The 12,447-nt window shown below is 65.6% G+C and carries 9 protein-coding genes; 5 read left to right on the top strand and 4 right to left on the bottom strand.

Features of this window, described 5'->3' with window-relative positions:
- Window positions 1–37: 37 nt before the first annotated feature.
- Window positions 38–4,615: an ATP-dependent helicase gene (locus tag NY08_RS08365; RefSeq protein WP_045195804.1), complete on the bottom strand. Its 4,578-nt coding sequence runs from the start codon at window positions 4,613–4,615 to the stop codon at window positions 38–40.
- Between the two features lie 96 nt (window positions 4,616–4,711).
- On the opposite strand from NY08_RS08365, the gene NY08_RS08360 reads away from it, so the two are divergent.
- The gene (locus NY08_RS08360; protein ID WP_032397441.1) at window positions 4,712–4,963 is read left to right on the top strand and encodes a hypothetical protein; all 252 of its coding nucleotides are present in this window, start codon (window positions 4,712–4,714) and stop codon (window positions 4,961–4,963) included.
- Window positions 4,964–5,065: 102 nt separating this feature from the next.
- A complete protein-coding gene (locus NY08_RS08355; RefSeq protein ID WP_045195803.1) occupies window positions 5,066–5,590 on the top strand; it encodes a J-domain-containing protein in 525 nt (174 codons plus the stop codon).
- Here the strand turns inward: NY08_RS08355 and NY08_RS08350 are convergent.
- The gene (locus NY08_RS08350) at window positions 5,574–7,139 is read right to left on the bottom strand and encodes an NAD-dependent epimerase/dehydratase family protein (RefSeq protein ID WP_045195802.1); all 1,566 of its coding nucleotides are present in this window, start codon (window positions 7,137–7,139) and stop codon (window positions 5,574–5,576) included. The two genes, NY08_RS08355 and NY08_RS08350, sit on opposite strands and share 17 nt — an antisense overlap.
- Complete coding sequence (locus tag NY08_RS08345; RefSeq protein WP_045195801.1) at window positions 7,136–8,365, bottom strand: aminotransferase class I/II-fold pyridoxal phosphate-dependent enzyme; 1,230 nt, start codon at window positions 8,363–8,365, stop codon at window positions 7,136–7,138. Before NY08_RS08345 ends, NY08_RS08350 begins: the two co-directional genes overlap by 4 nt.
- Before the next feature lie 377 nt (window positions 8,366–8,742).
- Between NY08_RS08345 and NY08_RS08340 the strand changes: the two genes are divergently transcribed.
- Complete coding sequence (locus NY08_RS08340) at window positions 8,743–9,861, top strand: acyl-CoA dehydrogenase family protein (protein ID WP_045195800.1); 1,119 nt, start codon at window positions 8,743–8,745, stop codon at window positions 9,859–9,861.
- A gap of 3 nt (window positions 9,862–9,864) precedes the next feature.
- Here the strand turns inward: NY08_RS08340 and NY08_RS08335 are convergent, their stop codons facing one another.
- Entirely contained in the window at window positions 9,865–10,467 is a 603-nt protein-coding gene (locus tag NY08_RS08335; protein WP_045195799.1) for a ribulose 1,5-bisphosphate carboxylase large subunit, read from the bottom strand.
- 54 nt (window positions 10,468–10,521) lie between these two features.
- Here NY08_RS08335 and NY08_RS08330 point away from each other — a divergent pair, with 54 nt between their 5' ends.
- Both NY08_RS08330 and NY08_RS08325 read left to right on the top strand, forming a co-directional pair.
- Window positions 10,522–11,706 (top strand): NAD(P)H-binding protein, encoded by a 1,185-nt coding sequence (locus NY08_RS08330; RefSeq protein ID WP_045195798.1) that lies wholly within the window; start codon window positions 10,522–10,524, stop codon window positions 11,704–11,706.
- On the top strand, window positions 11,706–12,416 hold the full coding sequence (locus NY08_RS08325; protein ID WP_032397434.1) for a CPBP family intramembrane glutamic endopeptidase: 711 nt from the start codon (window positions 11,706–11,708) through the stop codon (window positions 12,414–12,416). Before NY08_RS08330 ends, NY08_RS08325 begins: the two co-directional genes overlap by 1 nt.
- Window positions 12,417–12,447 lie beyond the last annotated feature (31 nt).

The raw sequence follows: 12,447 nt of genomic DNA, 5'->3' as shown, positions 1-12,447 counted from the left end.
TCGTGTCCTCTCCGGTGGTCTCGCAGGCAGTGGGCAATCAGCGACGCAGGCGAAGTCCGCGTGGGGTCGCCGAGAAACCTGCTTCGGTCAAGGTCTTGGCGAAGTCGGTGCCGTGGATGTCGTGACCGTTGATCCGCTCGACGAGTAGCTTGTCGACTCCGCCGCGGCGAACGGTGGCCGCCAATGCGGTTGCTGCAGCGCCGATGTCGTCGGCGTTCTCACCGAACGTGAGCACCGACTTCCCGCCGCGTTCGACGAACATCGTCAACTCGCCCCGAACGAGGACGACCAGTGCACCGGCCTTTCGGCCCGGCCGATGCTTCGTCGTCTCGTCCGGCGTATCTCCGACACCGGCCTCGCCGCTGCCGGCTTTCGGCCAGGGCAGTGCTCCGCCGTAGGGATTGGCCGGATCGCACGACGCGAGTACGACAGCGCTGGCGTTCTTCTTCGGTTCGTCGTAGCTGCGTAATCGGTCGACCACGTCGGAGGTGGAGAACTGCGCACCGCCGAGTGAGTCGACGAAGTAGCCCCGACGGCATCGACCGGAATCCTCGAATCCGGTGAGCACCTTGTACATCGTGGCGAAGCCGCCGGGCACACCTTCGTTCATCACCGAACCGCGGGTCACCACGCCGTAGCGTTCGAGCAGGACGTCGGCGGTCGCGTGCGCACGGACGGTGAGGTCGGGTTCGAGCTCGGGCAATCGTGACCATCGCCCACCCGCCGTCGGCGGTCCGGTTCGGGTCGGGAGCGAGGGACGCTCGAATTGTCGGTACGAGCGCAACCGCGGTGTACGACGAGGTGCACGATGACTCGGGGCCGAGCGGGTGGTCGTGGAGTTCAGCAGCGCGCGAAGCGGAGCGAATGTGTCGTTGCTCAGACGGCCAGCCCACACCAGCTCCCACAGTGCAGCCTGCAGTGCGGTGTCGTCGGTACTGCCGACGGTGTCGGACAGCTGCCGGAAGAAGTACGCACCGCCCCCCGCGACGGCGTCCTGAATGCGAATCTGCAGTTCCGACAGATCGGACTCGGCTGCAGGCACCAGGGTCAGTGGTGCGGTGTCGGCCATGTGCAGGCTCACCCAGCCGTCCTTCGACGAGATCGCGCCGTGTCCGGACCACAGCACCTCGCCGGTCGAGGTGAGCTCGTCGAGCATCGCCGGACTGTAGTCGGTCACCCGCGACGAGAGCACGAGAGATTCCCACGCCGATGCCGGAACAGGAACGCCCGCAAGCTGTTCGATGACGGTCGCGACGCCGTCGATCCCGCTCAGGCGTCGGCTGTCCACGTGCTGCCACGCGGGCAGGAAGCGGCCCAGGGTGGCGGTGGAGACGGGTTCGACCTCCTGCCGGGCCGCAGCCAGCGACCGCCGCCGCAGTCGCCGAAGTACCTCGGCGTCGCACCATTCGCTACCCGTGGCACCGGGCCGGAATTCGCCCTCGACGACGCGCTTGTCGACGGCGAGTCTGCGTAGGACGTCGCGTACCACGGCGGTGCCGACCCCGAAGCGCGCCGCTGCGTCGTCGAGGGTGAACGGTCCGTGGGTTCGGGCATACCGGCTGATCAGGTCCACCAGCGGATCGTCGACGGGTTCGATGAAGGCGGCCGGAGTACCGATGGGAAGCGGGACGCCCAACGCATCGCGCAATCGAGCGGCGTCCTCGATGGCCGTCCACCAGTTCCGGCCGGCGAACGAGACCTCCATCGCCCGTTTGGCGTCGGCGAGTTCGGCGAGCCACTGCGGATATTCGTCGCCGTCGGTGCGCAGGCCGACTTCGTCCACGGTCAACGGTCCGAGCAGGCGTAGCAGGTCGGCCACGCCTTCGATGTCCTTGGCGTGACGGTCCTCGGGAAGACGCTGCAGTTCGAGTTCGGTGGTGGTGATGACGCTGTCGTCGAGCAGCTCTCGCAGCTCGACGCGTCCGAGCAGTTCGGCGAGGAGCGCCGAGTCGAGTGACAGTGCGGCGGCCCGGCGTTCGGCCAACGGGCTGTCGCCCTCGTACATGAATGCGCCGACGTAGTTGAACAACAGCGAATTGGCGAACGGTGACGGTGACGGCGTTTCGACATCGACGATTCTGATCTGGCGTCGGCCGATGCGGGCCAGGATGTCCTCGAGGGCAGGAAGGTCGTAGACGTCCTGCAGGCACTCGCGGACGGTTTCGAGCAGGATCGGGAACGTCGGGTACTTGCGTGCCACGTCGAGCAGCTGAGCCGAACGCTGGCGCTGCTGCCACAACGGCGCGCGTTTGCCCGGGTTTCGGCGGGGGAGGAGCAGTGCGCGCGCGGCACATTCGCGAAATCTCGATGCGAACAACGCCGACCCGCCGACCTGCTCTGTGACGATGTCGGCGATCTCGTCGCGCTCGAACACGAACAGTTCTGCGCCCGGCGGCTGGTCGTCGGTGTCGGGGAGCCGGACGATAATGCCGTCGTCGGATGCAGTAGGAGCGGCGTCGATGCCATAGCGCTCGATCAGTCTCGCCCCGACTGCGAGGGCCCACGGTGCGTGTACCTGCTGACCGTAGGTGGAATGCAGCACGAGCCGCCAGTCGCCCAGTTCGTCGCGGAACCGCTCGACGATCATCGTCTTGTCGGTGGGCAGTTGCCCCGTCGCCTCGAGTTGCTCGTCGAGCAAGGCGATGAGGTTGTTGACGGCGTTGGCGTCGAGACCGTCGGAGCTCAGTCGCTCGGCGAGGTCGCTGCGATCGGTGGTGCTTCGCAGGAATTCGCCCAGCGCCTGGCCCAGTTCGGCCGGTCGACCGAGACCGTCGCCGTGCCAGAAGGGGAGCCGGCCGGGTTGGCCGTACGCGGGGCTCACCAGCACCCGGTCGTGGGTGATCTCCTCGATGCGCCAGCTGGTGGCACCGAGTGCGAACACATCACCCACTCGCGATTCGTAGACCATCTCCTCGTCGAGTTCACCTACCCTGGACTGCTTTTCACCGACCATGTAGACGGTGAACAGTCCGCGGTCGGGGATGGTGCCACCGGAGGTGACGGCCAGTCGCTGCGACCCGGGACGGCCGGTGAGAGTGTTGGCGTCGCGGTCCCACACCAACCGCGGCCGCAGTTCTGCGAACTCGTCGGACGGGTAGCGGCCCGAGAGCAGGTCGAGAGTCGACTCGTAGGCAGATCGGGGCAGGGTGGCGAAACTGCCTGTGCGACGGACCGAGTCGAACCAGTCCTCCGCGTCGATCGGTTCGAGGGCGCAGGCTGCCACGGTCTGCTGCGCCAGGACGTCGAGAGGGTTGGCGGGAACGAACAACGCCTCGATCTTGCCCGACGTCATGCGTTCGACCGTGACCGCGCAGTGGATCAGGTCGGTTCGATGCTTGGGGAACAACACGCCCTTGGAGATCTCGCCGACCTGGTGGCCTGCGCGTCCGACGCGCTGCAGACCGCTGGCCACCGATGGCGGTGCTTCGACCTGAACGACCAGATCGACTGCGCCCATGTCGATTCCGAGCTCGAGGCTGCTGGTGGCCACGACGCAGCGCAGCCTGCCGGTCTTGAGGTCGTCCTCGATCAGTGCGCGTTGATCCTTGCTGACGCTGCCGTGGTGGGCCCGGGCCAGCAACGGATCGGCACCGTGGTTCACGTCGTTCGGAGTGCCGACCTGCGAGGGCGGCTTGTGTTGTGTCTCCACGCCGTCGCCGATCCGCTCGGCGTACACCTCGTTGAGCCGCGCGGTGAGCCGTTCGGCGAGGCGACGGGAATTGGCGAAGACGATGCACGATTTGTGCTCGAGGATGAGATCGACCATCTTCTCCTCGACGTGCGGCCAGATCGAGCCCTGCGCCGGGGGAGCGGCGGAGGTGTCGGCGTTCGGATCGGTGACGCCCAGTTCGGTCATGTCCTCCACCGGCACCTGGACCGTCAGATCGAAGGTTTTCGGAGCGGGTGGTGCGACGATCTCGATGGGGGCCGCACCGGCCAGGAAACGGCCCACCTCCTCGTGCGGTCGCACCGTCGCGGACAGGCCGATGCGCTGGGCGGGCTTGTCCAGCATCGCGTCGAGCCGTTCCAGGGACACCGCCAGATGCGCGCCGCGTTTGGTGCCTGCCACGGCGTGAACCTCGTCGACGATCACGGTGTCGACCTCGGCGAGGATGTCGCGGGCGGCCGAGGTGAGCATGAGGAACAGCGATTCCGGGGTGGTGATCAGAATGTCCGGCGGAGTCTTGATCATGTTTCTGCGGTCGGCGGCGCTGGTGTCGCCGGACCGCACGCCGACCGAGATCTCGGGTGGGTTCAGGCCGAGGCGCTTGGCGGTCTGGGTGATGCCGACCAGTGGCGCACGCAGGTTGCGTTCGACGTCGACGGCAAGGGCCTTGAGTGGCGAGATGTAGAGAACCTTGGTCTTGCGAGTGCTGTCCGCACCCAGTTGCGCCAGCTCGTCCAAGGCCCACAGGAAGGCCGAGAGCGTCTTGCCCGAACCCGTCGGCGCCACCACGAGAGTGTGCGAACCACTCGAGATCGACGACCACGCGCCCAACTGCGCGGACGTGGGAGCAGGAAAAGCGCCGGAGAACCACTCCCGGGTCGGCCGCGACAACTTCTCCATCACCGACAGCTCGCCCGCTACGTCGGTGCCCGTACTGTGTCTGGCCATCCCATCATCATGCCCCCGGGCACCGACAGATAATCCTCACGCGGTTCCCCGATCGCGCAGCGGTGTCGATTCGAGCGATTCGGGTACACCCTTCCCATGACCGACGACCAAGAGATCATGCAGAAGATTTCCGCGAAACTCGACGCTCTGCTCGGCAGCAAGACCAACGGACTGCAGAACGAGGTGCCTCCGGGCGCAAGCATCCAATCCGACGAGGACGATGCCGAGCAGGGGCCGCTCGGTCGTGACTACCACCTGGCGAGCAAGTACGCGCAGGCGCTCGCGATCAACGAGCCACAGGTCATCGACCGTGACGAATTCGATCGATTGGTCGCCGAGTACGGCTGACCCGACACCGCCGCGACCCCGGCCCCGGCCCGCACAACGGTCCGGGGCTTCGTCGTGTTCGGATCTGGCGAACGGCGCAGCCACGGATCTACAGTCGGTGGGGTGACCGAGCGCAAGGAACCAGGAGTCACGTTCGAGTCCTGGGTGGACAAACAGATACGTCAGGCGCAGGAAGACGGCGCGTTCGAGAATCTGGAAGGGACCGGCAAGCCGATCCCGATGGGGGATCCCGGTGACGAGTTGTGGTGGGTGCGAGGCTTTCTGAAGAGGGAGAACCTGCCCGCCGACGCACTGCTGCCGACCGCATTGCAGCTGCGCAAGGAGATCGAGCGGCTGCCGTCGACGCTCATCGCCATCCGGCGCGAGGACTCGGCGCGAGATGTGCTGGACGAGTTGAATGCTCGCATCGTCGACTGGATTCGGTTCCCGACGCCGCCGGTCGTGCCGCTCGGCCCGGTGGACGTCGAGACCTGGATGGAGAGTTGGCGGATCAACCGCGCCGAGGTCGACCGACTCGCGCGCGAGCACGCCGCTCAGGCGGCCCGGACGTCCGGTGCCACGACGACGGGCGTCGGCCGACCGGCGTGGTGGACACGTCTCGGCAGCAGGTTCATCCGGCGGCGCTGAGGCCCGGTGTCGTCGCGCACAGGGCCAGTGCATCGGCGGCGGTCGACACGAACGGAATGCTCGAGGTCCCGTCGACGCGAGTCCGGTCCGGCAGCAGGCCGTCGGATCGGCTGGGCTCGTCCATCGTCGTCCAGCCGGTCGCCCGCCGGACGATACCGCCGATCAGCGTGTCCGCTGCGTGGCGAACACCGCTGCGCACCGTGATCGGCGCGGTGTCGAGTTCCACCCGAGCGAACCGTGACGCCGCATCCACGGCGGCGGTGGTCTGCGCCGCCGACGATCGACCGCGCCGACCCGTACTCAAGCCGTGCCCGGGGAGATCGAGCACGACGGCATCGACCCCTCCGGCCGCGATGTCCGACGCCAACGTCGTCAGATACCGCCCGTGCGTACCGGTGTCCGCGAGAAGTACGACGGAACGATCGGATCCCGCGGACGACCGATGGATCTCGACGTGCACGCTTCCGTGACCGGTATCGAGCTGTCGATGGTCGATCTGCAGGGCCGCGACGTCCGCGCGGCTCAGCTCCACCGCCTCGGAGGCCGGGCGTAGGGCGGCTTCGCAGGCGATGCCGCGCGCGAGGGCGTCACCGCGCCGAAGCAGCGGCTTGCCTTGCAACAGAATCATCACCGCCGCGCTCTCGTGTGCCGTGAGGGTCGGAGCCCAGCCGGTGGCGCGGCCGAGGGCAGAGGAGTCGACGATCGGTTCGCCCGGCGTCACCCACTGCCCGGAGAAGGGCGTCAGGCCCAGCCGGAACGCCACGTTCGCGACGTGGGTCGCGGCCTTCTGGGGAACGTCGAACATCACCTGCCCCTGCATCGCGGCGAGTTCGCGTACACCGACCCAGTCCACCGGACCGAGGTTGTACGGGCCGACGAGGTCGGTCTTCGCGGCTCGGTGGAACGCGTCGGCCATGTCGTCCTGATACAGGAATTGATACGACGCGCGATCCGCGTCGGGAAAGGCTCCCACCGGGCCGGTGAACTGATCGATTCCGTCGTTGGAGAAGTCGGGTCCGACGATGTAGGTGCACCGCAGCATGGAGATGGCCATCTCCCCGGGGTGTCTGCGTAGCCACCACTCCGCGTAGTGCTCCACCTCGGCCTTGTCGTAGAAGTAGTAGCGGCCGGGGTCACCTGTGGGATAGGTGTTCTCGGTGAGCGGTTCCGGTGCGATGTCGGCACCGTACGCGTTGATGCTCGACGCGATCACAACCCGCGCGACGCCCGCTCGGTACGCCGAGTCGATCACGTTGCGTGAGCCGCGCAGGTTGATGTCGTGAGTTTCGGTCTTGTCCCTGAGCTCCTCGACGACGAACGCCAGATGCAGGACGGCATCGCAGCCGTCGAACAGCGTCTCGAGATCCGGCGACCGGATGTCCGATCGGACGGAGGTGAACTTGGGGTGTTGTATTCGCGCAGGCCGACGGGCGATGCCGACGACCGTGTCCACCTCGGGGTCGTCGAACAATCTGGGCAGGATCGCGGCCGCGAAATCGCTGGTGGCACCGGTGACCGCAATACGGAGACCCCGGGTGTGCTCACTCATCCGGGTAGTCCGGCCACGGCCTCGACGATGTGGTCCGTTGCGGTCGACAGCTGTTGTTCGGTGTGTGTTGCCATCACACACAGGCGCAGTATCGCACCGGATTTCGGCACCGCGGGGTGCAAGGCGGCGCTGGTGAAGATGCCGCGGTCGTAGAGGTTCTTCCACAGACTCATGGCCACCAGATCGTCGCCGACGTGGAGTGAGACGATCGGTGAGGCCGTGTCTCCGTGCGGGGTCGCGGAGCGACCGGCTACGTCGAGCCCGGCCGACTGCAATCCGCCGCGCAGCATCTCGGCGTTGTCGAGGACGCGCCGAGCCCGATCCTTACCTTCGTCGCTGCGGATCAGCTTGACGGAAGCCAGCGCGGCTCCCACCGCAGCAGGCACGCCGGAAGTCGTGAACAGGAAGGCGCGGGCCTTGACTCGCAGGGTGTCGATCAGATCACTCGATCCGGTGACGAACCCGCCGGTGGAGCTGGGGCTCTTCGACAGTGACGCCATCGTGACGTCGACGTCCCTGGTGATGCCGAACAGCTCGGCGGCTCCGGTGAGTTGGGGCCCGTAGATGCCGAGGCTGTGGGCTTCGTCGACCATCAGTGCCGCGTGATAACGGATACACAGCTCGGAGACGGCGTCGAGCGGTGCGAGGTCGCCCTCCATGGAGTAGAGGCCGTCGACGATGACCAGCACGGCCCCGTCGTCGACGACGGGCTGCTGGAGTCGGGCCTCGAGATCGGCCATGTCGTTGTGCTTGAACTTGACCACCGACGCTCCGGAGAGCGCGCTGCCGTCGCGGATCGAGGCATGGGCTGCAGAATCGACGATCACCGTGTCACCGGGGCCGACGATCGCGCTGATCGTTCCGAGATTCGTCTGGTAGCCGGTGGTGAAGACGAGTGCGTCGTCGGTTCCGTGCCACTGGGCGATCTCGTGTTCGAGTTCGAGGTGGAGGTCCAGGGTGCCGTTGAGCAGGCGACTTCCGGTGACGGCACTGCCGAACGTGTCGAGCGCGTGCTGAGCACCCTCGACCACCTTCGGGTGGTCGGCGATGCCGAGGTAGTTGTTGGAACCGAGCATGATCTTGTCTTCGCCCTCGACGCGAACGACGGGAGCGACAGCCGATTCCATCTTGCGGAAGTAGGGGACCACATCGGCTTCTCGGACGGCCCGCAGCAAATCCACGCGTTCGTCGCCGCCGAGTCGTTTCATCAATCTGTTGACAACCATCGTGTACCAGAACTCCTCACAGAGTCGATTGTGGTTCGTCGCGAATTCATGAGTTGATTCGGAGCCGGCGGCGACATCGATCGGTATTCGACGAAAGAATATTCGATGTTTCGATAGACGCTTTCGCAACGGAAATCAGTCGGTAAAACGGCCCGAAAAAATGATCTCGGTATTTTTTGATCGCCAAGATTTTACGATATCTTTAGTTTATCTGTGCAGGTCACAGGGTATCGTCGATGGTCAGCGCGAATTCACCTGCTCCACCGCTGTGATTATGGATTACGACCGATTTGTCGCGATCAAGTGATGGCACAAAAACGGCGTAGATGCAATCAATCAGTGGCACACAATCGATTAGTGACACAAGGAGAAGAACTGTGACTGGATTAATGGTGCGCGAAAGGGAAACCCTCGAGAAGTACATGCCGGGTTTGATGCACTATCTGGACACAACCCCGCTGGATCGACTCGAGTCGCGTGAGTCGGACGCGATCGACAAGTTTCGAGAATTCGGTGGCACCGGTTTGGTGGTTCCGACCGAACTCGGGGGTCTCGGTGCTCGGGCCATCGACGCGGTCCGGGCGCAGCGGGCCATCGGGTCGCGGTCGCCCTCTCTGGGTGCGGGAACCACGATGCACCATCTCTCGGTCGCCTCGCTGACGGAATTCGCTCGCGGTGCCACCGAGGACGACCGTGCCTTGATCAAGGGACTGGTCGAACAGAAGGCGATCGTCGCCTCCGGATTCTCGGAGGGCGTGACCGGCGGGAGTGTGTTCATCCCGACGATGACCGCGGTGAAGAAGGGCGAGAACTACATCGTCAACGGCAGCAAGAAGCCGTGCAGCCTGGCACGATCGATGGATCTGCTGACCTGCAGCGTGGAGATCGACTCCGGCGACCGTGCCGTCGCCCTGATCCCGGCAAGTCTCCCGGGAATGAGCGTGAAGCCGTTCTGGACCACCGACATCCTGGCCGGCGCGCAGAGCGAAGAGGTCCTGCTCGAGGACGTCGAAGTGCCTGCCAGTCTGGTTCTGCCGAACAAGGACGACGACCCCGACGGCGTGCACGAGATGACCGGATACCTCTGGTTCGGCATGCTGATCTCGGCCAACTACATCGGTGCAGCGACGTCTCTGCTCGAGCGCATGATCGAGCAGGACAAAGGCGACTACGAGGGATACGCTCGCGCGGCGGCCGAACTGGAGACGTCGATGGCGGCGATCGAGAACGTGGCCCGCGCCTTCGACGAAGGTGAACGCGGGCAGGACATCTCGGTGAGGTTGTTGTTCAACCGCATCGCCGTTCGCGACGCTCTGGTGCGGGGCAGTTCCGCTGCGGTCGAATCGTTGGGCGGGATCGGCTTCATCAAGTCACCCGAAATCGCTTATGTTGCAGCGGCATTGCACGCCTTTGCTTTTCATCCGCCGTCACGGCGATCGATCTCGGAGACCCTCGCCCGGTTCCACGCAGGCGAAGAGTTCGCCTTCGTCAAGTAGGGGTCAGTCCTCGAATCGCTCTTCGTCGGCCAGCTTGTCCTCGCCGCGGTTTCGGAAGAACTTGAATCCGGGGATTCCGATGACCGCGCGTCGGACGTCCTTGGTGACTCCGAGCAGCTCGTGAATCTCGGGGGACACCGTGTCGAGGGTGGCGAGGATGGGAAGCAGCGCTTCCATGTGAGCGAGGAGTCCAGGCAGCTGATCGACCATGGCGATCGCTGCGTCGACTTCCTCCTCCGAGAGGTTGTCGACGAACTTGCGGGCCATGGGTTCGGATTTCTTGGCGATGGGATCGAACAACTCGATCAGTTCCAGCGCGGTGTGCGAGGCGACCGATGCCGAGGCGACCACGTCGTCCGCGGCACCGGTTGTCCGCTGCACGCTGGCGACCACGGCGTCGGCGGAGTCGATCACGTGATCGATGCGTGTCATCAACATCTCAATACGCGTCAGCAGTGCTTCGATTCGGCCGGGGAGGGTAAGCCCGAAAGCGGTCGTGGTGAGCATCCAGCCCGCTCCGGCCCGCGCTACCGCGACTCCGCGCCGGAGCACCGTTTCGGTACCGAGGGGATCGGGGAGAACCACACCTGCCAAGACCAGAGCCATAGGAGCGACAATGCCACACCGACACCACGCCCCGAGTGCCGTTAGCCTCGACGCATGAGAGCTCTCGTCACCGGTGCCAGCGGATACATCGGGTCGCGGTTGGTGGCAGCGCTGCTGGCCGACGATGCCGACGTCGTCGTCGGCTCCCGAACGCCGGACAACCTGCGGACCTTCGACTTCTTCGACTCCGTCACCGCAGTCTCGCTCGACGTCACCGACGAACGGTCCTGCGCGGCCGCGTTCGCGGAATCCGGTGACATCGATGTCGCCTACTACCTCGTTCACGCCATCGGCGAGTCGGATTACCGCGCGCAGGACCGACGATCCGCCGAGCAGTTCGCAGCCGCGGCCGCCCGTGCGGGAGTACGCCGAATCGTCTACCTCGGCGGTTTCGTACCCGACGACGACCGTCTGTCGGAGCACCTCGCGAGCCGGGCGGACGTCGGCGAGGCACTGACGGTGGACGGCGTCGAGCTGGTCTGGCTCAGAGCGGCCATCGTCCTCGGTGCCGGCTCGACGTCGTACGAGATGTTGCGTTACCTCGCGGACCGCTTGCCGGTGCTGCCGCTGCCGAGTTGGCTGGCCGAGCCCGTGCAGCCCATCGCCGTCGACGACGTGCTGCACTACCTGGTGGCGTCCGCCGACGCCGAGACGGTTCCGGCGGGCTCCTACGACATCGGTGGGCCGGATGTGGTGCCGTATCGAGATCTGGTGTTCGCGTACGTCGAGGCTGCCGGTCTCCAGCGCATCGGCGTTCCGGTGCCGCTGGTGCCGACCTCGCTCGCAGGAAAGGTGATCGGAAAGATCATTCCGGTTCCCGCCGGACTCGCCGAGGATCTCGTCGGATCACTGCACAACACGATGACGACGGCCGAGAGTCGGATTCGCGAGCTCGTTCCCGACCCTCCCCGAGGTCTCACCACGATCGCCGACGCCATGGCCCGTAGTGTGCGGGGAATGGTGGGTGACCCTCCCGGTGTGTGCGCCCTGAAGGATCCGCTTCGGTTGGCGAACACCGACGCGGCGTGGAGCGGCGGTGACGCCCTGGGGATCAGGCGTCGCGGTGTCGCGGCGTCGTCGGACCGCACGTGGGGGTTGATCGAAGCCCTCGGTGGGCGTCGACTGCTGTACTCGAAGCCCGTTGCGGCGGCGGTGCGGACCAATCTCGACGTGATGGCCGACGTGAATCGACGCGCGAGGTCGGTCGTGCGCCGACTGACCGATACCGAGGAGGCGTGATGGGAACGTGGTCCACGACCGCGCTCAACGTGATGAAGTCCGCTCTGGTCGACCCGGTCGAGCGCGATCACAAGGAGTCCGACGCAGCGTTCCGCAAGCGGCGAATCATCGTGCTGATCACACTGGTGATCGGTGCGACGGTGCTCTATTTCTCGCTCAAGGTCGAGCCGGGCGATCCGGCGTTCTACGCGCTGACCCTGGTGTTGGCGGCGGTGTGGACGATAGGTGGATTCCTCTCGGGCCCATTGCATCTCGGACGCATTCAGGTCGGGGGATCGATCAGGCGACCGATCGTCACACCCATCCTGATCGGCCTCGCCGTCGGTGGGGTGTTCATGCTCGGCGGACTCGTCGTTCGCCAGATACCGCCGCTCGCCGACTTCACCGAGAACGTACTGGCGCACGCTCGGGTGGGTTCTCTGGTGCTCATCGTGTTCATCGCGCTGCTCAACGGCGTCGCCGAGGAGATCTTCTTCCGAGGAGCGTTGTACGCGGCCATCGGCGTCAGGCATCCGGTCATCATCTCGACGGTCGTCTACGCGATCGCCACCCTCGCCTCGGGCAACCCGATGCTCGGCTTCGCCGCGGTACTTCTGGGGTACGTGATGGGACTGCAGCGGCGTGCGTCCGGCGGAATTCTTGCGCCGATCCTGACGCACGTCAGTTGGTCGGCGGTCATGGTTCTCGCCCTACCGCCGCTCTTCGTGTGACCTCTGCCGGACGATCGAAAAGAGGCGCAAG

Source organism: Rhodococcus sp. B7740 (assembly GCF_000954115.1).
In the GTDB taxonomy this organism is placed as follows: domain Bacteria; phylum Actinomycetota; class Actinomycetes; order Mycobacteriales; family Mycobacteriaceae; genus Rhodococcoides.
This window is presented reverse-complemented; position numbering and strand designations above follow the sequence as displayed.